At 43.3% G+C, this 23,350-nt stretch carries 21 protein-coding genes, 1 pseudogene and 1 riboswitch; all 22 genes and pseudogenes read right to left on the bottom strand.

Features of this window, described 5'->3' with window-relative positions:
• Positions 1-368: 368 nt before the first annotated feature.
• Positions 369-1,571: pseudogene (locus tag DWX65_RS13545) on the bottom strand (sirohydrochlorin cobaltochelatase); the annotation flags it as partial.
• A gap of 163 nt (positions 1,572-1,734) precedes the next feature.
• A riboswitch (cobalamin riboswitch) is annotated at positions 1,735-1,945 on the bottom strand.
• Positions 1,946-2,028: 83 nt separating this feature from the next.
• The gene (gene cobI / locus DWX65_RS13550) at positions 2,029-2,997 is read right to left on the bottom strand and encodes a precorrin-2 C(20)-methyltransferase (protein ID WP_118173620.1); all 969 of its coding nucleotides are present in this window, start codon (positions 2,995-2,997) and stop codon (positions 2,029-2,031) included.
• A gap of 11 nt (positions 2,998-3,008) precedes the next feature.
• Complete coding sequence (locus DWX65_RS13555; protein ID WP_118173621.1) at positions 3,009-4,481, bottom strand: cobyrinate a,c-diamide synthase; 1,473 nt, start codon at positions 4,479-4,481, stop codon at positions 3,009-3,011.
• A complete protein-coding gene (gene cobK, locus DWX65_RS13560) occupies positions 4,468-6,600 on the bottom strand; it encodes a precorrin-6A reductase (protein ID WP_118173622.1) in 2,133 nt (710 codons plus the stop codon). The genes DWX65_RS13555 and cobK overlap by 14 nt, the downstream gene beginning before the upstream one ends.
• Positions 6,597-7,334 (bottom strand): precorrin-3B C(17)-methyltransferase, encoded by a 738-nt coding sequence (gene cobJ, locus DWX65_RS13565; protein ID WP_118173623.1) that lies wholly within the window; start codon positions 7,332-7,334, stop codon positions 6,597-6,599. Before cobJ ends, cobK begins: the two co-directional genes overlap by 4 nt.
• Positions 7,324-8,325, bottom strand: a complete 1,002-nt coding sequence (locus DWX65_RS13570; RefSeq protein WP_242997879.1) for a cobalt-precorrin 5A hydrolase — start codon at positions 8,323-8,325, stop codon at positions 7,324-7,326. The genes cobJ and DWX65_RS13570 overlap by 11 nt, the downstream gene beginning before the upstream one ends.
• A 15-nt stretch (positions 8,326-8,340) precedes the next feature.
• Positions 8,341-9,102 carry a precorrin-4 C(11)-methyltransferase gene (gene cobM, locus DWX65_RS13575; protein WP_118173624.1) on the bottom strand — a complete coding sequence of 254 codons (762 nt, stop codon included), beginning with the start codon at positions 9,100-9,102 and terminating at the stop codon, positions 8,341-8,343.
• Positions 9,099-10,208 (bottom strand): cobalt-precorrin-5B (C(1))-methyltransferase CbiD, encoded by a 1,110-nt coding sequence (gene cbiD / locus DWX65_RS13580; protein WP_118173625.1) that lies wholly within the window; start codon positions 10,206-10,208, stop codon positions 9,099-9,101. Before cbiD ends, cobM begins: the two co-directional genes overlap by 4 nt.
• A 20-nt stretch (positions 10,209-10,228) precedes the next feature.
• Entirely contained in the window at positions 10,229-10,864 is a 636-nt protein-coding gene (locus DWX65_RS13585) for a precorrin-8X methylmutase (RefSeq protein ID WP_118173626.1), read from the bottom strand.
• The gene (locus DWX65_RS13590; protein ID WP_242997880.1) at positions 10,861-11,895 is read right to left on the bottom strand and encodes a pyridoxal phosphate-dependent aminotransferase; all 1,035 of its coding nucleotides are present in this window, start codon (positions 11,893-11,895) and stop codon (positions 10,861-10,863) included. Before DWX65_RS13590 ends, DWX65_RS13585 begins: the two co-directional genes overlap by 4 nt.
• Before the next feature lie 35 nt (positions 11,896-11,930).
• Complete coding sequence (gene cbiB / locus DWX65_RS13595) at positions 11,931-12,899, bottom strand: adenosylcobinamide-phosphate synthase CbiB (protein ID WP_118173627.1); 969 nt, start codon at positions 12,897-12,899, stop codon at positions 11,931-11,933.
• The gene (locus DWX65_RS13600; RefSeq protein ID WP_118173628.1) at positions 12,896-13,630 is read right to left on the bottom strand and encodes a histidine phosphatase family protein; all 735 of its coding nucleotides are present in this window, start codon (positions 13,628-13,630) and stop codon (positions 12,896-12,898) included. Before DWX65_RS13600 ends, cbiB begins: the two co-directional genes overlap by 4 nt.
• Positions 13,603-14,007 carry a bifunctional adenosylcobinamide kinase/adenosylcobinamide-phosphate guanylyltransferase gene (locus DWX65_RS13605; protein WP_118173629.1) on the bottom strand — a complete coding sequence of 135 codons (405 nt, stop codon included), beginning with the start codon at positions 14,005-14,007 and terminating at the stop codon, positions 13,603-13,605. Before DWX65_RS13605 ends, DWX65_RS13600 begins: the two co-directional genes overlap by 28 nt.
• A gap of 121 nt (positions 14,008-14,128) precedes the next feature.
• Positions 14,129-14,914 carry an adenosylcobinamide-GDP ribazoletransferase gene (locus DWX65_RS13610; RefSeq protein WP_118173649.1) on the bottom strand — a complete coding sequence of 262 codons (786 nt, stop codon included), beginning with the start codon at positions 14,912-14,914 and terminating at the stop codon, positions 14,129-14,131.
• Between the two features lie 16 nt (positions 14,915-14,930).
• Positions 14,931-15,533 carry a bifunctional adenosylcobinamide kinase/adenosylcobinamide-phosphate guanylyltransferase gene (locus DWX65_RS13615; RefSeq protein ID WP_118173630.1) on the bottom strand — a complete coding sequence of 201 codons (603 nt, stop codon included), beginning with the start codon at positions 15,531-15,533 and terminating at the stop codon, positions 14,931-14,933.
• Positions 15,530-16,594 carry a nicotinate-nucleotide--dimethylbenzimidazole phosphoribosyltransferase gene (gene cobT / locus DWX65_RS13620; RefSeq protein ID WP_242997881.1) on the bottom strand — a complete coding sequence of 355 codons (1,065 nt, stop codon included), beginning with the start codon at positions 16,592-16,594 and terminating at the stop codon, positions 15,530-15,532. The genes DWX65_RS13615 and cobT overlap by 4 nt, the downstream gene beginning before the upstream one ends.
• On the bottom strand, positions 16,572-18,131 hold the full coding sequence (locus DWX65_RS13625) for a cobyric acid synthase (RefSeq protein ID WP_118173632.1): 1,560 nt from the start codon (positions 18,129-18,131) through the stop codon (positions 16,572-16,574). Before DWX65_RS13625 ends, cobT begins: the two co-directional genes overlap by 23 nt.
• Before the next feature lie 34 nt (positions 18,132-18,165).
• A complete protein-coding gene (locus tag DWX65_RS13630; RefSeq protein WP_118173633.1) occupies positions 18,166-18,549 on the bottom strand; it encodes a hypothetical protein in 384 nt (127 codons plus the stop codon).
• A gap of 292 nt (positions 18,550-18,841) precedes the next feature.
• Positions 18,842-19,957 carry a Fic family protein gene (locus tag DWX65_RS13635; protein WP_118173634.1) on the bottom strand — a complete coding sequence of 372 codons (1,116 nt, stop codon included), beginning with the start codon at positions 19,955-19,957 and terminating at the stop codon, positions 18,842-18,844.
• A 221-nt stretch (positions 19,958-20,178) separates the two neighbouring features.
• Entirely contained in the window at positions 20,179-20,961 is a 783-nt protein-coding gene (locus DWX65_RS13640; RefSeq protein WP_118173635.1) for an arginase family protein, read from the bottom strand.
• Positions 20,958-22,241: a vWA domain-containing protein gene (locus tag DWX65_RS13645; RefSeq protein WP_118173636.1), complete on the bottom strand. Its 1,284-nt coding sequence runs from the start codon at positions 22,239-22,241 to the stop codon at positions 20,958-20,960. The genes DWX65_RS13640 and DWX65_RS13645 overlap by 4 nt, the downstream gene beginning before the upstream one ends.
• The gene (locus DWX65_RS13650; RefSeq protein WP_118173637.1) at positions 22,238-23,344 is read right to left on the bottom strand and encodes an ATP-binding protein; all 1,107 of its coding nucleotides are present in this window, start codon (positions 23,342-23,344) and stop codon (positions 22,238-22,240) included. The genes DWX65_RS13645 and DWX65_RS13650 overlap by 4 nt, the downstream gene beginning before the upstream one ends.
• Positions 23,345-23,350: the final 6 nt, after the last annotated feature.

A 23,350-nucleotide genomic window follows, 5' to 3' on the forward strand; every position in this document is an offset into this window, starting at 1 on the left:
TCGTACCATTTTCCCTTTGTTCCAATTAATGCAAGGTCAAAGTCTTCATCCACTGCAGGAACCGGAACATCAAAGCCGTATACTTCTTCGCTGGTTCCATCACTGTATTCTACCGTATCTGTAGTAGGCTCAAGAAGCTTCGCACCATCTTTCTGTGCATCTGCTGCTGTTCCAGCAAATAAATTTACAATGTTCTTAGATGGAAGTGTGATATGTGCTGTCATTTTTCCATCCTTTACCGTAAGTTCTGCCTTGCCTTCTTTTGCTTCATTTACGTGAAACATTGTGCTGTCTGTGTTGAAGTCTACGGTATAAGTTCCATCCTCTAAGGCTGCAGAGGAATTGGAACCACCTGCTGTTGCAAGTGGTTCTGCCTCTAAAGCAGCCTTTGTATGTGCTACATAAATATCCTGGACTGCTTTGATTCTTCCAAGACCTTCAATCTGTGTATCCACACTGTCAAATGCTTTGGATGCTTCAAACTGGCTCTTCCAGGAATCTTCATCATCTCCAGCCATATCGTTGTTTGCATGGTCTCCGGCAACAACCATTAACGGACGAAGAATTACTTTTTTGTATCCTGCTTCTTTTACTTTTTCAATAACAGCTTCACATGCGGTATCTTCCGGTTCACCTTCTACGGTTCCAACGAATGCATTTTTATAATTCAGTTTTTCTAACTGGGTCTGCATCTGGTCGTAAGTTACATTTGCTGTATGGGAAGTACCATGACCCATAAATACAAATGCTGTTCCGTCTTCTGCTGCAGCATCCATGCTGTCATATCCTGCAGCCTTAACTGCTTCTGATGTAATTGCTTCTGCAACGGCAGCCTTGTCTTCGTTGATTACAGTTGCATCACTTCCAACTTCACCTAACAGAGGTTCTGCGATACGGACTGTTTCAAATTTATCCTGATACTTCTCAATTGCTTCTGCCAGTTCATCATATTCTGCACCATGCATTAAGTGGGTCGGCTGTACCACAAGATTCTTAACGCCATTGTCTACCGCACGCTCTAATGCCTGATCCATGTTATCGATTTTTTCATCATCACGGGCCTGTATATGGTTAATAATAATCTGTGCTGTAAATGCTCTTCTTACAGACCAGTCAGGATTTGCTTCCTGTAATGCTTTTTCAATGCCGCCGATATCTGTTGCGCGGCTGTCATTAAAGGATGTACCAAAGCTTACTACCAAAAGCTCATTCTCTCCAATATCATCCTGATTTAAAGGATCATCCTTTGATGCATCTCCGGTATCTCTTCCAAAGTAATCCGGGTCTGCATTTTCTCCGGATACCAGTTCCTTCTGAGCATCTGTCAGTGCATCCCATGCTTCTTTTGCTGCCTTACACTGTGCATCTGTCTCATCAGTTCTTTCCTGCACATAAATTGCATCAATCAATGCTGCTACCTCATCTGCTTTTGCCTGATCATCCTTTTCATCTTCTGTCGAAACAGCTTCTGTTGTTTCAGTTGTCCCTGTTGTTTTCTTATCACCACATCCCGCAAACATGGTTGCAGCCATAGTAAGTGTAAGAACTACAGTCAATGCTTTCTTTTTCATTTTTTTCTCCTTTTCTCATGTTCTGGTTTCACTTACACATGAAAAAACTCCGTTCCATATTGCTATGAACGAAGTAAATGACATACTAACTACAGGAAATACGCTTTACCGATTTCCCTTGTTATCAAACAGTACAGCCAATTACTCGTGACCCGGAATCTCTTCCCGTACCAGATAAACGGCAGGTTTCCTGACTCAAAGATTAACGCTCCGTAATCACCTTCCCAATGTCTGTGCATCAGTGGCGCTTTTAAAAGCCTGACTACGTTACTCCCTTCTTACAGTGACGAGTTCGTACAGGATTTACACCTGTTTCCCTTTTACCCTGCATATGAATGAATTTCATTGCAGGCACCGGTTATCTTTCTATGAAATCGCTACTATACTAACACACTTTTTATTTTTTCACAAGCCATAGTTCACCCAGCCTCAACAAACTTCACCCTTAAAAAGTCCTCTAGCCTTTCAGCCGGTGGGTCAGTACCTTCATAATGGCATCATAATGTTCTGCCTGATGGGGATACGTACAGTTGGTACAAATCTTAAGTTTTCTGCCATTTGTCTCTTTGTACTCCGGTGTTCCCGGACAATGCTCCATTTCATACATCGGGCAGTAGCAGAACATACAGTTAATCTGCTCAATGTCCATATGGCAGGGATAATAAGCGCATGCACGATTCTCAAAAAAGCGGCTGCTGTTATGCACCGGCTCATCTTTGGTCTTTACAATCACGATGGTAAAATATCCGCTGTTTTCCGGTATGTTATCCACACCGGAAAAGACTTTTTCTTCCTCTTTTCCACAATCGGAAACACTATACACTTCTAACGGACGGATGGTACTTTCCTTTTGCAGCATTTCTTTTAACTGCTTCAGCTTCCTTCCGGACTTCATATAGATTCTGGTGCCGGAAAATTGTCTCGATTCTTCTATCTCATAGGAACCGGGAATAATATGAATCTGCTCTTCCTTTTCTCCCAGCGAAATGCCAAGTCTTGCTGCCACTGCACAAAAAGACGGTACACCGCTGACCATTTCCGTATGGCCACCATGCTCTTCGATTTTCTGTGAAAGATAAGTATAGGTGGAATAAATTGCCGGATCCCCCAGCGTTAAAAAGGCAACCTTTTCTCCCCTTGCAAGATATGCTTCTATATTTTCGCATATCTTATCATGGGCTTCTTCTAACTTTTTCTCATCTCTGGTCATGGGAAAATTCCATGCCACAAGCTGATGCTTCCGTATGTCCGGCACCAGTTTTTCTACAATCTGAAAAGCATTACACTCTTCTATCGGTTCGGATGGCACTACTATGGTATCGCAGCATTCTATCACCTGAACCGCTTTATGGGTCAAAAGCTCCGGCTCCCCCGGTCCTACTCCGATTCCATATAAAATTCCACTCTGTGCTTTTTCTTTCTGCATCTGTCTTCCTCTTACTTCAAATTATCTTTTTGCTTCAATTTCGATTGTTGATACAATCCTGCCTGCTGATAGAAATGCTCCACAAAAGAAGGGTTGGACGGATAATAAAGATGAGGAAATCCCCACCAGTGGTTTTCTCCTTCCCAGACACATTCCCACCTTCTGTTTCCGGTCGGTTTTTTTGCCACGCAGTCCGTTCCATTTTCCGTACTGTCAAAATAATGGAATTCGTGTCCCCGGATTCCTTCTTTTTCCGGCAGGAACTGGCTTTCTTTCTCGGTAAGCTCCACATAACCAAAACGCACCAGTTTTCCCCGGTAATCTGCATCTGCATCAATTACGCCCGCCATGGAATATTGTCTGCCTTCCATATCCTTCAGTGATTTATGAAGATAAAGAAACCCGCCGCATTCTGCCAATGACGGAAGTCCGCCCCGGATGGCTTCCCGGATGGCTGTCTTCATGCTGTCATTTTCGGATAATTCCTTTGCAAAAAGTTCCGGATATCCCCCGCCTAACAGTAATCCGCTGATATGCTCCGGCAATTTCTTATCATGCAGGGGAGAAAACGGCACCAGCTCAAAGCCCATTTTTGAAAGCAGTTTCAGGTTCTCCTGATAATAAAAGCAAAATGTCTCATCTCTTGCGATGGCAAGGCGGAGTTTACTTTCATGGGTGTCATTTCCTTTGATATCTGCTCTCTGGAATACCATATCATTTTCATAGATATCTGCTCTCTGATATGTCACTTTGTTTTCGTGACTATCAACTTCTGGGGATGCCGCATCCTTTTCTCCGGCTCCCCCAATTGCTAAAATCCGCTCTATCGATACCGTTTCTTTTAAGCTGTCTGCCCCGCGGCATACCTGTTCTTTTAAATCACGCTTTTCTTCCGGAAGTTTTAAGCCTAAGTGGCGGCTCTCCAGATGAAGCCCCCTCTGTTCCGTAAAACAGCCCAGCACTTCTATGGATAATTCGGTTTCGATTAACTCTTTTAATGACGCATAGAACATTTTGCTGACCCGGTTTAGTATCACGCCCTTTATGATTCCGGCTTTGTCATAGGATAAAAGTCCCTGTATCAGCGGAAGTATTGTTCTTCCCATGCCATGTGCATCAATTACCAGAATCACCGGCAGAGAAATTGCTTTTGCCAGGTGATAAGTGGAACCTTCTTCTAAAATTCCGCCAAGTCCGTCATAAAGCCCCATGACACCCTCTACCACTGCAAATGCATCTTCCGGTGTCTCTTCCATAAATATCTCTTTTGTCTTTGCTTCGCCAGTAAAATAAGTATCCAGATTTCCGCCCGGCACGCCTAAAATCGTCCGGTGAAACATCGGGTCTATATAATCCGGTCCGCACTTAAATGTGCAGACATTGACTCCTGCTTCTTTCAAGGCTTCGATTAATGCACAGGTAATCAGTGTCTTTCCACTGCCGCTTTTGGGTGCTGCAAGAACTACTCCTTTACGCTTCTGCATCCGCTTCTCCTCCCTGCAAATCAAAGGAACATATCATAACCGGATTTTCTGCCTTTGGCATATAATAAGAACCAAGCTCATGATAACGGCTGACCTGCATCTGAATCATTTCAAAATTGCATACCGAAAACCGTTCTTTTACCTGTTTGAATTCTGCCACCGTCTCAAGACTTATAGCATTCATTACAACTCTTATTCTTCTCTTTTTTGCTGCCAGTACTTCTAAAATTTCCATCAGGTGTCCACCGCTTCCCCCGATGAACACATGGGTTGGCTCCTCTAATCCATTGCATGCCTCCGGTGCCGTTCCCCGGATAATCTCCATATTTGCTACCTGAAACTTCTCTTTATTCTGTGCCAGAAGTGCTAGCGCCTCTTCTTCCTTTTCAATGGCATAGACTTTGATTCCTTGGGATAAACGTGCTGCTTCTACGGCAATGGAACCTGTTCCGCTTCCAATATCATAAAGCACCGAATCTTTCTGAAGCCGCAGGCTGCAAAGGCTGACCTGACGCACTTCCCCTTTGGTCATTGGAACTTTCCCACGAATAAAGGCTTCATCCGGGATTCCCGGTGACAAAGCTGCCGGCTCTTCCTGCGCTTGCTGTTCCCTGCGCTTTCCCTGCTCCGCACATTCTTCATTCGCTTTCTGTTCTTCCTTCTCTATCATAACAACATACAATCCTTCCTGTTCTGTCTCCCGGAACGCTTCCGGTGTAAGCACCATCAGCTTCTGCTGCGGATAAGATAACTGGTACCCCACTGTAATTCTGCAAGCTTTTTTATCCGAAAAAAGTGCTCCTAATTTCCGGATATCTTCAGCTCCGGATACCAAAAGAAACAGCCGCCCATTTTCATGCAGCCTGTGCAGCACTTCTGCCTGCCAGCCACCCGTATCTGTTTTGCCATGTATACTGTAAATTCCGGCATTTTCCCAGCTTACGCCACAGGCTGCTGCCATCATCTGAATGGAAGAAATGCCCGGAATGCTTTGCAGGGTTCCATGAAGTATGCCCTTTTGCAGCGCTTCCTGCAGACAGATTCTTACCTTGCTCCAGCCACTATAAAAACCAATATCCCCGGAAAAAAGGATGACTACCTTCAGTTTTTCATGCACCGCATACTGTCTGCTCTTTTCCTTAAGCCATGTAAGGATTTTATCCGGCAGATAAAGTGCCTCTTTTTCAAGCTTCGGTGTCACTGCCTCTATCAGACGTTTCGCACCTAATACAAGGTCCGCTTCTGCCAATGCTTCCTTTAACCGGACGGTCATCATATCTGCATCCCCCGGTCCGATTCCTGCCAGCGTAATCATAAGCTCCGCCGGTCTTAAGGAAAGGTTTACTCCTGTTAATGTTTCGATTTTCTCACAGACTGCATCAAAGGAAAGTCCGTCTTCCTCTGCTGCCTCCCGACGAATGACCAAAAGCGGGATATGATTTTTTAAAGCTGCTTCTTTTTTTTCTAAAAAGCCTCCGGTAATGCCGCCCTGCTTTGTTACCATACATTTTATCCCGTACTGATGAATCAGTGCATCATTGAATTCTTCAGAAAAAGGTCCCTGCAGTGCCAGAATCTGTTGTGGCAGAATTCCTTCCCTCCGGCAGATTTCAAGACTTTCCAGCCCCGGCAGTACCCGGACATAAAGACGTTTTTTTACTTCTTCCGATTCGGTATATACAGAAAGTTCCTTGCTTCCTGTGGTAAGAAGAATGTTTCCCTTGATTTCCTTTAATGCTTCTGCGCAGGCTTCATTGCTGTCAAAGAAACGAAGTCCCGTTTCTTCTGACGCCTGGATGCTCCGTTTCAGCCGTAAGTAAATGACCTCAAGTCCATCCGCTTTCATTCCGGCAACGCAGCTTTTTATGGTTCTGGTCACTTCCACCGCATAGGGATGAGTGGCATCGATTACAAGGTCAAAGGATTCTTTCCTTAGAAATTCTGACATAGCTTCTTTGGAAAGGCGTCCTTCCTGAATCTTCACCTCTGGATGCTCTTTCATGACCAGCTTTCCATAATCGGTTGCCACCGATACAGTGTGGGCTATGCCTGCTGCCGCCATCAGCTCCGATAATTTTCTTCCTTCTGTTGTTCCTGAAAAAATGATTATTTTTTTCATTGCTCTATCTTATAGCCTCTTGGTGTGATTAATTTTCCATCCTGAATTCTGGTTCTGGAATTTCCAACAAAAACGGTAGTAAACATATTTACTGATTTACTCTGTAATTCTTCTAAAGTACAGGTAACTGTGCTTTCTCCGTCTCTTCCGATATTTTCCACATAACCGCATGCGCGCTCCGGTTCTATCTCCTGAAGCAGAATTTTGCATGCTCTTTCCAAATAGTCTGCCCGCTTCCGGCTGGACGGATTATAAAGTGCAATAGCAAAATCTCCCCGTGCCGCCATAATCAGCCTCTTTTCAATTAACTCCCATGGTGTCATAAGGTCACTGAGACTGATTACACAGTAGTCATGATTTAATGGTGCTCCAAGAACCGCTGCTCCGCTGTTGGCTGCGGTAATTCCCGGTATCACTTCCAGTGAAATCGCCGGATATTCTTTTCCGATCTCATACATCAGTGATGCCATTCCATAGACACCGGCATCGCCGCTGCATACCATTGCCACGCTTTTGCCTTTTCCGGCTTCCTCAAAACACATTCTGCAGCGTTTTTCTTCCTGCCGCATCGGCGTGGAAAGAAATTCCTTGTCTTGAAAACGTTCTCCTAACAAATCAAGGTATACGGTATATCCGATGATTACGTCCACCTGTTCTAATACTTCGATGGCCCTGCCTGTCATCATCTCTTCATTTCCCGGTCCCATTCCAACAATCCATATTTTATTCTTCATATAAAGTCAGTCTCCAATCTTCTTTTGCTATTGCCAGTGTCATTCCGTTTTCCGCTTTTTTCTGAAGCACCAGCCTTCCATTATCCCGGCAGGCTGCCATGGCTGCCCGCTCGCAGACATTGTCTACGCCCACCTGGCTTTCCACAAATACCGATGAATCAAAGGTACCGGACACACGGCTTAAGGTTTCTGCATCAAAGGTGAGAAATGGAATGCCATGTTCTGCCGCAAGTTTTAGAATTGCATTTTCATCCTTCTTTTTATCAATCGAAGCAATCGCCCGTATCTGTTTCCAGTCTACTCCGGCTTCCTTTAAACAGTTTTCTGCAAATGCCTTAAGTTCCTGTTCTTCTTTATTCCTTCTGCATCCGATTCCAAGAATATATTCTTTGGGGATTAAGGTCAATAATGGTTCCGGCTTCTGCCCATCCTCTGGTGTGCCGATTGCCACATCCACTTTGGCAGCATATTCCGGAGCGATTGTCATGGAAAGCTTCTTTTTTTCCAGCTCCTTTGCAGAAACCTTCTTAATGCCTTCTTTTTTATCAATGGAAAGGTCATGCTTTTGGGCGAATACATCTATGGCAAAGGCATTATTAATGTCGGTCGCTGTGGTAATTACCGGAACTGCTCCTAATAACTCTGCCAGCTGCAGTGCTATCTCATTTGCACCTCCTACATGCCCGGATAAAAGAGGAATTACATAATTGCCTGCCTCATCCAGTACCAGCACCGGACTGTCTGTCAGCTTGTCCTTAAGAAATGGGGCAATTGTCCGTACTGCAATTCCGCATGCTCCGATAAAAAGGATTACATTTCTTAAAGAAAACTGCTCCTTTGTCCACGCATTCAGATTTTCCACCTGTTTTCTTCCATGATAAGTATGAATTTCACAGGGAAGCTGCTGCTCTTTGGAAAGTCTTTTTATCTTTTCGGCAAGCTCTGCTCCCTTTTCGGTAAAGCTGATGACACTCCATTTCAATGACTGCATTTTCTTTCCGCCTTCTTATGATTTTTTTGCTGCCCGGAATTCTGTGGAGAAATCTTCTGCATACAGTCTGGATTTACTGTATCCGCTCTTGTTAATGACATCTCCAACGAGAACCAGTGCCGTTTTGGTAATTCCATGTTCTGCCGCTGTCTGTGCCAATGTTTCTACCGTGCAGATATATATTTCTTCCTCCGGCCAGCTTACCTTATAAGCCAGTGCCGCAGTGGTATCCTTTGAATAGCCACCCTTTATCAGTCGCTCGGATAACTTTTCCAACATTCCGGTACTTAAATAAATTGCCATGGAACACTGATGGGCAGCAAATGCCTCAATGCTTTCTTTCTCCGGAACCGCCGTCCGTCCCTCCATTCTGGTAATGATAAGGGACTGGGAAATATCCGGCAGGGTATACTCCAGATTCATGGCTGCCGCTGCTCCAAAGCAGGCACTTACTCCCGGCGTGGAATCATAGGCTATCTTTTTTGCATCCAGCTCCTGCATCTGCTCCTGCACTGCTCCATATATGCTTGGTTCTCCGGTATGCAGCCGCACCACATCTTTTCCTTCCTGCTCTGCCTCCACCATAACTGCAAGGACTTCTTCCAAGGTCATCACTGCACTGTTATATACCTGACAGTCTGCTTTGGCATAGTCTAAAAGCTTGGGATTTACCAGTGAACCGGCATAGATAATCACATCTGCTTTCTCCAAAAGATGCATTCCTCTTACGGTAATCAAATCCGGTGCTCCGCACCCTGCTCCAACAAAATGAATCATTCCTTTTCCTCCAACAGTTCTTTTAATAATGCCTCTGCTCCCGGCGTTACACCTAAAAGTCCGATATCATTACTATAAACCATACATTCTATTTCCAGTCCACCCCCGACACGATGCTTAAGATGGTCTTCAATTTTTTCCATGACATATTCCATGGCAGGTTCTAAAAATCCGGCTTTTTTAATCCGGTCTACCGCATCCTCTGTACCAATGCAGTCTAATATTTCCCGAAGCAGTGTCACTTCTGCGCCTGCACGGATTGCTGCCGCCGCCAGAAGTTCCATCCGGCAGTCTGCCTCTTTGGAATGGGTGTTCATAATGCCGCCGGATACCTTTATCAGCTTTCCGATATGACCGGTTAAGAGCATTTTGGAAAATCCAAGTTCTTTTACCATGTCAATGGTCTGTCCGATAAAGTTGCTGCATTTTACACTGCGCTCCAAATCATAACCATAGGTCCGTTTCATAAATTCCAATCCGTAGTTACCCGGCGATATGGCAACAATAGAATGACCTTCTGCCCGCTTCTGTTTCAATTCCACTGCTATGGTATCTAGCAATGCCTTATCACTCATAGGCTCCACAATCCCGCTGGTTCCAAGTATCGAGATTCCGCCCTTTATTCCAAGTCTCGGATTAAAAGTCTGCGCCGCAAGATGTTCTCCTTCCGGCACTGAAATTACGACTTTGATTCCGCCCTGAAAATCAAACAGATGGCAGACCTCTGATACTTCTTTTGCAATCATCTGCCGTGGTACCGTATTAATTGCGGCATTTCCTACCGGCTGGTCTAATCCCGGCCGCGTAACCCTGCCAACACCGATGCCGCCATCTATTTCTATCTGATTGTTATTTTCTTCACAAATGCTCACCGCTGCATAAATCCATGCCCCCGTTGTCACATCCGGGTCATCCCCGCCGTCCTTTTGTACCGCGCAGGAAACTTCTGTTTCCTGAATTTTGATATGCTCCACCTTTGCATGGTAGGGAATTCCCTTTGGTGTCTCAATGGTAATCTCTGTTTTTCTTCTTCCGCTCAGCAGCATATAGACTGCTGCCTTTGCTGCGGCTGCGGCACAGCTTCCGGAGGTAAACCCATATTGCATCTTTCTTCCCCCTGATTTTACTATCGTCTTAATTGATACAAAATTGCATTGCAGATAGCTGCGGCAACATTGCTCCCGCCCTTTCTGCCCCGGTTAATGATATAAGGGACTTCTGTTTCCATAATCAATTCTTTTGCCGGTACCACATTTACGAAGCCTACCGGAACTCCGATAATAAATGCCGGCTGATAGCGTCCCTCCGTTATCATTTTGTGAAGCTCGATTAACGCCGTCGGTGCATTTCCCACCGCAAAAATAACCGGTTTTTCAATGGCTGCGGCTTTCTCCATGCTGATGGTGGCTCTTGTTACCTGCTGCTCTCTGGCAAGCTGTGCTACATCCAAATCCGCCATAAAGCAATGGGCTTCTCCGCCAAATGATGCCAGTATTTTCTTATTGATTCCGGCAAGTGCCATGTTGGTATCCGTTACAATATCGGCGCCCTTAAGAATCAGTTCCTTTGCAATTTCTACTGCATGGTCAGAATAACACATTGTCTCTGCATAATCAAAATCTGCGCTGGTATGTATCACACGCTTGGTAACAGGCTCCTGCTCCTTAGGCAATACAATCTGACGCTTTTCTAATTCCTCTGAAATAATCTCAAAGCTGCGTTTTTCAATCTCTCCCGGCAATACAAATTCGATGGGATTCATTTCTCTGTCACCTCTCTTAATGCGCTTATCAGCCGCTCATTCTCTGCCTGCCCTCTTACTGCAATCCGGTAATATCCTTTGGACAGACCTCTGTAATTTTCACAATTTCGAATCAAAATCTGTTTCTTTAAAAGCAACTCATATAATGGCAGCTCTGTGTAAAATAAAATATAATCTGCCCGGGACGGATACACCCGGAAGCCTAAGGATGTCAGCTCTTTTGTCAGAATACTCCGCTGCTCTTTTATGAGTTTCCTGCTTTCCCCGATAAACTCCGTTTCTTTTGCTGCAGCGCATCCTGCCATCTGGGCAAATACCGATAAGTTCCATTCCGGAAGCTGCCTTGCAATCTTCTGACAGACTTCCCTGTTCCGGCAGATAAGATAACCCAGCCGGACTCCCGGTATGGCAAAGGTCTTGGTAAATGCCCTCACCTGAATCAGATTCCCACATTTCATGCCAGCTTCCATTTCTTCATAAATCGAAGCCTCCTCGCAAAATGGCAGGAAGCATTCATCTACCACCACTATTATATCAAGCTCCTGACACCGCTTTAAAATCCTTTTTAAAACCTCCGGCGGAATTAACTGTCCGGTGGGATTATTGGGACTGGCAAGATAAATAAGCTCCGTTTCTTTATCTAATGCCTCGATAAAATCCTCTCCCAGCACAAAATTATCCTTCTCCCGCAACGGAAAATAGCTTACTTCACACGCTTCCGTTCCGGCAGCCCACTCGTAACCATAAAAAGATGGAACCGGAATCAGTATTTTCTTTGGTTTTAATGCATGAAGAATTGCAGGAAAAAGTTCGGAAGCTCCATTTCCGCACAATATCTCATCTGCCGATACCTTATCCATCTCAGCAATAGCTGCCTTCAGCTTCTCCTGCCTGATATCCGGATACCGGCTGCATAAAGGCACCGCTTCCCTAAGGGCTGCCTCTACAGATGCCGGTATGCCCAGAGGATTGATATTTACAGAATAATCTAACGATATGCAATTACGGTAGATGTCTCCTCCATGTACCATATTCCTGTTCCTTTCCTGAATTTTCATCCTTTCAATCATATAAAAAATAACAATCCCATCACCAAAAGGCAAATGCCTTCACATAAAAATGCAGTCGCATACAAAAGCCTGTCCGCTCTTTTAATGTCCTCATATTCCACCGGACGCAGTGCATCTCCGATAAACGGCTTTTTCACCAGTCTGCCAAAATACCAGGCATCTCCTGCCAGCTGTATGGACAGTGCTCCTGCACAAACTGCCTCTGTCTGGGCAGAGTTCGGGCTGGCATGATGATACCTGTCCCTCTTATAAATGTAATATGCATGCTTCCCGTCATATTCCTTTCCAAGGAAATACGTCCCTGCAATCATCAGATATGCACTGATACGGGATGGGATATAATTGCAGATATCATCGAATTTTGCGGCAGCTCTGCCAAAGTGAAGATAACGTTCATTCTTATATCCTACCATGGAATCCATCGTATTGACTGCCTTATAAAAGAAGCCCAGAACCGGTCCGCCAAGTGCGGTATACAGCATCGGTGCAATGACTCCGTCCGAAGTATTTTCTGCCACCGTTTCAATGGCAGCCTTTGCCACTCCGGTTTCATCCAGCTTCTCGGTATCTCTGCCTACAATCATGGAAACTGCATGTCTTGCCGCTATAAGGTCATTCTCCTTTAAACACTTATATACCTTCATACTTTCTACTTTCAGGCATTTTGCAGCAAGAATCTGATAGGTCATAATCATTTCCAAAATAACACCTGCCACCGGATGAATCCGGTACGCAAGAATCAGAAGAAGTGCGGTCACCATAAGAACTGTCAGCAAAACAAGCGCAACCATTCCAATGCCTGCTCTTACAAGGTATTTCTCACTGCACTCCTTTTTATTCATTCTTTTTTCCAATATCCCTATAAAATTTCCAATCACCCGGATGGGATGTGGCAGCCAGTATGGATCTCCCAAAAGAAGGTCCAGGCAAAATCCCAGTCCGAACGCAATCATGTGATAAATCATATTGTAATCTCCTCAAGGGAATCTAATTTCCATTCTTCCCCGCAAAGTCTGAGCTTACAGCAGTAGCCGCCTCCATTTTTCACCTGATAATCAAAATAATTTCCGCCTGCAAGAATGTGAAGCAGTGCCATAATTGTGCCGCCGTGTACAACCGCTGTCACGTTCCGGGGCTGACTTTCTGTTATCGGATTTTCTGTCATTTGATTTTCTGCTATCAGTTTTTCAGGCTCCCGGAGTTCTGTTATCTCATTCGCTGATGACGTCTTTGCAGTATCTGCTACTTCTCTGGCAATCTTTTCCTCTATGATTTTTGTTGCAGTAAGAAGTCCTCTATGGCAGCGTTTTATATATTCCTGCTGGCTCTCGCCTTCCGGAAAAGGCAGTGTGCCATTGCTGTCAATCCATTTCTGATAATAGGAATCATTTTTCAAATCTTCGTAATTTTTTCCCTCATATGCGCCAAAATTCATCTCCCGCCATTCTTCTATCGGATAAGCTTTCTTTCCCGGAAAAAGTATACCAGCACTCTCCTGACAGCGCAGCATCGGACTGATGAAAAGCAGCCATGGTTTTTTTAAAATGTCTTTTTCTGCAAGAATCTCTAACTGCTTTCTACCTTCCCCGGATAAAGCTTCTTCTGTTACACCCAAATACCGGTGTTCCCGATTTGACGGGGTCTTTCCATGACGGATAAGCAATAAATTTATTTTAATCTCTGGCTGATTCCACATACAATGCGTTCTACCCTTTCTGCCTTTTCGGCAATCCGGATCTGTAGTCTTCCGGTCTGCTCCCTGTAATCCCGTTCCAGAGCATCCATCGGTACAATTCCGTTTCCAATCTCATCACAGATGAAAATAAGTCCCGGATATGTTTCCAGCAGTTTATCAGCTAACAGCTCCACATCTGTCTGCTGCTCAAGACATTTCCGGACCCACAGGTGTATATGGTTGATGAGAGGATTCTCAAATTCCTGCAGTTCTTTTATCATTCCACCCCAGTCTGCAGGAAGGTTTTCGCCCTCTATCACCTGACCTTTACATTCCGGGTGAAGCTTTAACACATATTCCTTTTTTCCCTGGTAACATCCGCCCAAAAATAATTCCATGATTTTTCCTTTCTAGCCTGCTATAGCACAAAGAATGTGCCTTGGCTCATTCTCGCACCTGCGACGGTCGCTTGCGACATGTACCTTATACGCCGCAGTGCGCATACTCGCGGAGCGTTTTTTACTTTACAGGAAAGCAATTTTCTGTAAAGAGAAGAACAACTACCACTGCAACTGCCATGGCATTTTCGCATAATGACACAAAATATCCTGCGGTATCACCATTGATTCCGCCAAATTCCTTCCGGCTTTTCCAGCCATAATATCCATAACAGAGCAATGCCACAACTACTGCTGCAAGCCCCGCCCACAGGTTTACATAAATCATACATCCACTGTAGACAACTGCCTCTATGATGAGGACTGCCAGCACTCTTTTTTTCTGGGCGCTGTCTGCAAAATAAGCAAGCATACCGTCCTTTTTTGCCGCCTTCAGGCTTACCACACCAATTCCGCTTAAGCTTCGTGATAACGCAAAGCCAATTCCCACTACAAGAATTGCAGACAATTCCGTAAGCTCCGCATATGCTGCTCCATAAATAAGATAATATAAAACCAGCATCAATACGGAAAATGCTCCAATATGCGGGTCCTTTAAAATTTCCAGCTTCTTCTCCTTATCCTGATAGGAATGAAATGCATCCATGGTATCCATAAATCCATCCATATGAAAGCCACCGGTAACAAGCAGTGGAATTGCCACCGCTATCAGTGTTTTGCAAAGATGGCTTATCCCGACTGCATTTCCCAAAAAGAACCAGCCGGCTTCCAATGCACCAATGATAAGACCAATCAATGGGAAGAAACAGAGGTGATACTGCATATCTTCTTCCTTCCAGTCAAACTGTGGCACCGGTATTTTTGAATATATGGAAAATGCAATGACGAATCCTTTTATAATTTTCATGTATTCCTCTTCTTTCTTAAATTCCATCCTTTTTTATAAAAATCGGAATCCCTGCTACTACTTCAACGACCTGCTCTGCCCGCTCTGCAATCTGCCGGTTTATATCTCCTAACAACCGGATATAAGCCATTGTGGATGCGTCATAACGGATTCCGTCTTCAAATATCTGATTCGTGACAATAATCAGTATATCACAGGAATCCTGCAATGCTGTTACTCCACTTATAATTTCATGGGAAAGCTGCTTTATTTTCGCTTCATCCATCACAGCAGACAGATTTTCTTCTGAAAACATTTCGTTGGCAACGAGGTTCGACATACATTCCAACAAAACTATTTTCCCGGCTGGCACTCTTTCTGCTGCAACTCTTCCTGCTGACACTTTTTCGGTTGCCACTTTCTTTGCTGCCTCTTTAAGTCTTCTCGGCTGCTCTATCGTAAGAAAGCCTTTTCCTGCCCGCATTTTCTGGTGACGCTCTACTTTTTTCTTTCCTTCTTCATCATACACCTGCATGGTGGCTACATAATAAAGGCTGCCGTTGCCTGCGGCTTTCACTGCCATTTGTTCTGCATATGCGGATTTTCCGCTGCCGCTTCCGCCGATTACCAATGCAATCATTCTTCATACCTCTTGTACTGTTCTATCTCAAAATTTGCAAAGGATGCTCCCTGCAAATACACGCCCAGTGCTACATCCAGCAGGGACATCATCATCACTGCACCAGTTCCCTCACCCAGCGCCATATCCGCATCCAGTACCGGATCTAAACGCAGCTTTTTCATAATCGCTGTCTCTGCCAGTTCCCGGCTCTTATGGGATGGTATCATATAATTTACGGCACCCTTGCAAAAAGTCTCTGCCAAAAGTGCCGCAACGGCACTGATGACGCCATCGATGACAACCGGTATCTGCTTGATTGCTGCTCCGATAAATACGCCTGTCAATCCGGCTATGTCCAGTCCACCTACCGTCTTTAATATGGTAAATGCATCCGCATCACGAAGGGAATATTTTTCTATTGCTTCTTTAATTACCCTGCATTTTCTTTTTAATGCTTCATCCGTTAATCCGGCGCCCTTGCCGGTCACCTGCTCTACCTCTAAATCCAAAAGTGCTGCTGCAACAGCTGTACTTGTGGTTGTATTTCCGATTCCCATCTCTCCTGTGGCAAGTATCTCATACCCTTCTCTGTGGCATTGCTGCACCAGTTGTATTCCGGTTTCTATTGCCTTTAAGACTTCTTCTTCTGTCATTGCAGGTTCCTTGGCAAAGTTTTTCGTTCCCTTTGCAACTTTTCGTGGCAATACTCCGGGAATCACTTCATCTGTATCAATTCCAATGTCCACCGGAATTACATCCACGCCTGCCACTGCTGCCATCTTTCCTACAGAAGAATTATTTACTCCCATGGCTTTTGCCACTGCAAGCGTTACTTCTTTTCCACTCTGGCTGACCTGCTCTTCCACCACGCCATTGTCTGCACACATAACAAGAACTGCTTTTTTCTGAATGGATATTCTGGTCGTCTTCTCTATGGCTCCAATCTGTGCAATCAGATGTTCAAACTTTCCAAGCCCATCCAATGGTTTGGCGATTCCATCCAGCTTCTCTTTTGCCCTGCAATACCAACTATCCTCCAAAGGCAAAATCTTTCTATTATCCAATTCTGCTTTTGTCATATTCTGCCTCCTGCAGCATTCCATAAACCGCTTCCATATCAAGATATTTCCGCAGTGTATCCGCCAGCAAATCGTACTGGCTCTCCTTATACTGCTGATAATTCATGCCCTGATTATCTTCATAATGCACTCCCTTTTTCTCCGCTAATGCCCGGATAAAAGTGGATGCGATATCTCCTTCATCAAAAATACCATGGACATACGTTCCGTAGACATTTTCCTTCTGCACAACGACTGCATCCTGTATACAGGATTCCTCCTGTGCATGCGCATGAGCTTGAGGCTGCGCCTGTGTCTGCTTTGGTGCCTGTATCCGCTCTGGCTTCTGTGTTCCGCCGGTATGTCCCATATGAATCTCGTAGCCTTTGTATTCTTTGCCGGAAAGGGAAGCTAACGTGCCGGTGAGAGAGTCTATGGTTCCCATTACCTGACGGCGTACCTTTTCCCGGCTCATCACCGTCTTAAGCGGCAATAGTTCCATACCACGTAAGCTACCGCCTTCCTCTACCGAATAAGGGTCTTCGAGGCTTTCTCCTAACATCTGGTAACCGCCGCAGATTCCAATGACCGGAGTGTCTGCGGAGAGTTTCTTTATCATAGCTTCCATGCCATTTTCGCGCATCCATTTCAGGTCACCCATTGTATTCTTACTGCCCGGCAGAATAATGGCATCCGGATGATGGATTTCCTGCACCGAAGTCACATAGCGCACCGATACTCCCTCCATATGCTCGAAAACATCAAAATCCGTAAAATTAGATATTCTCGGATAACGGATAACTGCCAGGTCTATCAATGCCTCTTTCCGATGCTTGAATTTTCCGGTCAGGCTGTCTTCATCCTCAAGCTGTACCTTCATATAAGGCACCACTCCGCAGACCGGAATGCCGCCTTTTTCCTCTAACATCTGAATGCCCGGTTCCAATATGGATACGTCTCCGCGGAATTTGTTGATGATTAAACCTTTTACACGGGATTTTTCCTGCTCTTCTAAAAGCATCAGTGTTCCTAAAAGCTGTGCAAACACACCGCCCCGGTCAATATCTCCTGCCAGAAGAACCGGTGCATTTACCATCTCCGCCATGCCCATATTTACAATGTCATTTTCCTTGAGATTAATTTCTGCCGGACTTCCGGCTCCTTCTATTACAATAATATCCGCCTGCTCTTCCAGTTTGTGAAATGCCTTTAATATATCCGGGACAAGCTTTTTCTTATAGTTAAAATATTCCCGCGCCGGCATATTGCCAATGACCGTACCGTTGACAATCACCTGGGAGCCAATATCATTTGTAGGCTTTAAAAGAATCGGGTTCATGCAGACCTGTGGCTCGATTCCAGCTGCCTCTGCCTGCATAACCTGTGCCCGTCCCATTTCAAGCCCTTCTGCTGTAATATAGGAATTCAATGCCATATTCTGCGACTTAAAAGGCGCCACGCGGTATCCATCCTGATGAAAGATACGGCATAAGCCTGCTGTAATCAGGCTTTTTCCGGCATTCGACATTGTTCCCTGTATCATAATCACTTTTGCCATGTGATAAGTTCCTCGATTTCTTTTGTTTTCTATACTATCTTGCTTCCAGTCCCTGAAGCAGTACCACATAACATGCGAAGTCTCCGATTCGTTTTCGCTCTTCCCCTAACCAATCATCCCAGTCATTGCCCAGCTTATGCTCATACATATAGACGGACAATTTGTTTTTCGCACTGATCACAAGATTATGACAGCGGGTGCGCTCCGCATCTGCCTGCCCTTTCTCTGCCAGCGATTTCTGGTTCCATCCGTTTCTGATTCGCACATAGTCTACTGCACATTTCAAAAAACGGTCTATGAGTTCCCTGCAGGCTGCATCCGCTTCCCCCCGCTCTGCAATCTGGTCCCAGATCTGCATGGCTTCTTCAAAGGGCAGTGACGTCTCCTGTTTTAAGTACTCTTTGTATGTTGTATACATTGGACATCCTCCGTATATTTTATCTTAACAGATATATTGTATAACATTCCTTGTTTTTAGAAAAGATACTTTCCCTTTTGATTTAGTCAAAAATAAGACAGTCTCAATTGAGGCGACTGTACCGACCCCCAAAAGTGGCTGTCTTTTTTTATTTCTGGATTCTATCATCAACACAATTTCTATTATGTTCCTTTTCTCTCTTTTCTTCTGCTGAAAATAAAACATCGGATTGTCTACACGCTGTGTCGACAATTTCAAGAAAAAACTTATAAAACTTCAGACAAGATATACATTACTTCTTGAATTTATATTTTCCTTTTCCGTGACCGGACACTGGTTCAATAATATCTGCCTGCACCAAATTGGAAAGAAGATTTGAAGCACCTGAACCTTTCAGTTCAAGAAGTTCCATAACTGCACTTCTTCCAAACACCTCATCAAAGCCAAACTTCTCAAAAAGTCTATGGATATGAATCGTCGTTTTTACCAAGAAATCACTACTTTTTTCGGAAAGTACACTTTCAATATCCACTTTTATATCCTCAATATCCACTTTTATATCCCCAATGTCCACTTTTTCTTTGTTCAAAAGTCCACTTATATGAAGATTTCGATTATGAAGCTCATTTTCCTCGTTCAAAAGCAAATTTCTGAGAAATGCTTCCAAATACTCTGTTGTTTCGTGAATACCTTTTTGCAGGTTTGTATAGTTTGCACGGACAAGTGCATTTCTGAAATACCACGCATTTTCTGCAAAAATATCATTGGTTGCAGAGAACCCAAGCGTCCTTAAATATTTGATGAAAAACACTGCCGTTGTTCTCGTATTGCCTTCCCCGAAGATATGGATTTGCCATAACCCTGAAATGAATACCGCAAGATGATGAATAATCTCGTCCATTGAAAGCCCTTTATAACTAAAATCCTTCTCCTTCGAAAAATCATATTCAAGTGTAGCTCTCAGTTCTGAAGCACTACCGTACATAACAGTTGCTCCATCAAGCACCCATTCTTTCTTTGTGATGTTGTAATCTCTAATCTTTCCGGCGTGTTTATAAATACCCTGAAAGAGTTTACGGTGGATAGAGATATACTCGTTTGGTGAAAATGAAAACGCTGTTTCCGAAAGAATTTCTGCGATACGGGACGAAACCTTATCTGCTTCTTCGGTACGCTCATCATCGGACAAATGCACTGGTCTTTCTTCATAATAGCTGTCAATAAGACTCTGTGCTTCTTTCATCGTGATTTTACCTTCAATGTTCTGAATGGCGGTATCAATCAGATATTTAGATGGTTTGAGTCCGTCCACTGCCTGAAGTCCAATTGCCGTACTCCAAGCATATCCTTTATGAGCTTTATCCGGTTCAGACTCCCTCAAATATTCCTTAAACGGGTCTTTTTCCATATCCACTACCTCGCTTCATAGTTATTCTAGTCAAAGTTCTTTATTCAGAAAACAACTTGATTTTAGAAAACATTTTATGCAATCTGTACTCATCAAATATCTTATACTCTTCCTTCATTGCTCTTACTTTCTTAACATTATATATCTGAAGATTAGCTTTTTCAAGATTTTACAAAGCTTTGGAGAGCTTGTGGGGATATCCTATTTTCTGCTTTGGAATGTTATAAAATATAATGGGACAGGAACTCAAATAATTTCTGATTCGTTTCTTCATTCAGTTCTTCTGCCTGCAAATATTCCGGCAGTGGAATTCCCTGCTGGCATTCTCCACAAATATCAATGCCAAGTATATTTCCGTTTTCCAGAAAATGTGAGAGCAATCGCTCCAGCATCGGAAGTGACATGTTCCCCTGGCTCCAGTTTGTCTCCGTATATTGTTTATCCAAGATGTCTTTGTCTATGGATATATAAACCGGCAGATTCTTTTTTATTTTGGAAATCTTATTTTTGTCTTCTCCGGTATGAATTTCTTCTGCGGAAAAAGTAAGGAGTTTTTCTGATATTTCTTTACGATTCATCAAGCCATCATTTTCCCGATAAAGCTGCTCTATATCCTTCGCCTGCGGTCCGATTAATACCAGTTGCTGTAGCCATGGATTCGTCTCTAACACCTTTTCTACCCAGTCTCCGCAACTTGTCATGTGCTCAATCATCGGCTTTTGCATGTCCGTATGATGGTCAAATACAACAAGCTGGAATTCCTTTTGAATCTGGCTTGTCATAATTTCTGTCACATAATGATAATTTCCGGAATCCAGAAAATGAATTCCATGAATTCCATATGGCTTGATTTTTTCTCTGATTTTCTCTTCCGCCTGTCTGGAACAATACAAATCACACTCTTCAATTTCAGAGCAGTCCAGCCAGTGGATGCCGGTATTCTTTGGTATGTTTTCATCGCAATATACATGCGAAAAATCTAAAATCAGATGATTGGTTGTCATTGTTGTGCCTTTCTTAGTCTTGCTACTTTTCCAAAGGGTGGATTCACATCTTCATTATCAATCAACCAGAGAACCGGAATATCAGGTATATCTGCTTCTTCTGGAAATAAACCATATCCATCAGTAAATATAATAATGACAGATGACAGGTCGTGTTTCACATTACTTTTTATATAATGAAACACAACCGTAAAATCAGTACCACCTCCACCATATGGTATTATTTTTTCTAATTCATTGATATTTTCAAACGAAATTGGTGGGGTTACATCTGTATCAAAGAACCCAAGCTTTCCCTCTATTTTACCATTAAATTGCTCAATAGCACCTCTAATTTCTGCATATACTGCTTCAAGCGCATCTTGATTTACTGAACCGGAAGTATCTGCCCAAAACAAAATTTCTTTTGTGACAAAATCTCTTTCGTTGAAATCTGGCAAAAAGAAGTCAAAATCAGAGAATCTTCTATCTGGAGGAGAAAATGAATAATCCATTATTTCTTCCTGCACAAAATCATCCAGAATTTTTCTCCATTCCAATATAGACTTCTTTTTTTCTTTGATAACCCGTTTTACCGAGTCTGGCACGTCTGATGCCTCTTTCCCCTTGTTCTGCATCTTTGCAATTTCAAATGTCTGTTTTGCTTTCCTTGTCCAAAACTCTTGCAGCTTTTCAACAGTTTTTTCTTTTTGCGGTTTATCAGACCACATACTAATATCAGGTAAATCCAGTATTACTATACCTCCATCCCCTGTATCCTCTTTAAAGTTCCACCAGTAATCCGAATCTGTCATATAGCGTTTTCTCGTTCTCTCATCCAGCATTTGAAGTTTAAATGGAAATAATTCATAGATTTCTTCTATACTAAGATTTTCAATCTCATATGGGCAATGAGGTATATCATATTGAAGCTTTCCCAAATGCGATAAACCATTTTCCTGCCAGCCTGTCTTTAATAATTGTCTGTTTACTACAATATCATAAGCTCGATGATACTCATCTCCTGTTCTGTCAAAATCTCTCCAAATATCTCCCATTAGAATATGCATAATTTGATGACAAAAAATAAATTGTATTTCATACAAAGTAAGCTTATCCAAAAAATCAGGATGAAAATATATACAGCGCCCATTTGTTGAAATATTCTTTATATTATTAACAGCAACATATTTCACATACATAAGTAATAGCCCAAAGAATGGTTTTTCAGCAATCAACCCTGCTCTTGCTTCTTGAATCTTTGATTGTATTTTCTGCTTTCGAATTTTGGTCAGAATCATCTATAATCATCCCAATCTCTTCCTGAACGAAGAAACCAATTACAAAATCTATCATCATTTTGAAGTTGTTTTCGTATCTCTTTCACTCCCAGAAAACTGGTAAGTGCCTGACTTCTATATTCAATCGGCATTAAAAATACATAATCCAATGCATTTTTGACTTCAATTGAGCTATGGTGTTCCTGTATGTAGTTTCCAATTTGTGATGTTAAGGCTAACACAACTTCAGGTCGCTTAGGAATCTGCGTCAGTGAACCATCAAATACTTCACTTATTTCTGGAATTACGCCATACATTTCTGTCCATGCTTTAAAGCAGTACGCTGTATCTTTACCAATACATCCAGCTACTAGCTGGATAACTTCATCCAAATTATCAGAAACATAGTTCAAAATATTACTCACCATTTCCCATGATCTTGGTGTTGGAAATGCCAACTCATCCATAGACGGCTCAACTTCCATAAGCGTTGCCGGACTATAACTGATAAAGCCGATTACATATGGATGAATTCCATGCAAGTTTGCCCATTCTATCCAACTGGCCGGATTTCCTACAGCCTCAATATGCATTAGCCTGTTTGCCAGAGCTTTAGGCATAGTATAAGCAACCGATTTGTCTGTAACTCTATTACCCGCTGCTATTACAATACAATTTTCCGGTAGCTTATGTTCTCCGATTGTTCTATCCAGCGTAATCTGATATGCTGCCGCCTGAACCGACTGCGGAGCTGCAGATATCTCATCCAGAAATAGAATATTAACAACATCCTCTCTTTCATCCATTTGAAAAATCTTTGGTTTTAGCCATACCGCTAACGTTTTATCTGCATTGGCTGTTGGAATACCTCTTAAATCCACAGGGTTAAATAACAACAATCTCACATCTGTTACAACAACTTTTCTTCCTGTTCTTTCTGCCACTTTCTCCGCTATACACTTTACTGCCTGTGACTTTCCTACTCCCGGCGGTCCCCACAACATAACGGATGGAAATACCTTGAATGCAGTTCCTGATAAAATCAACTTCGTATATACACTTACAAATTTTGTTTCCAGTTGCGATATTGTCATCTGTGTAATATCCGTTTTCCGTTCTATCATAATCCA

The organism is Roseburia sp. AF20-18LB, from assembly GCF_003461185.1.
Classification (GTDB): Bacteria; Bacillota; Clostridia; order Lachnospirales; family Lachnospiraceae; genus Roseburia_C; species Roseburia_C amylophila.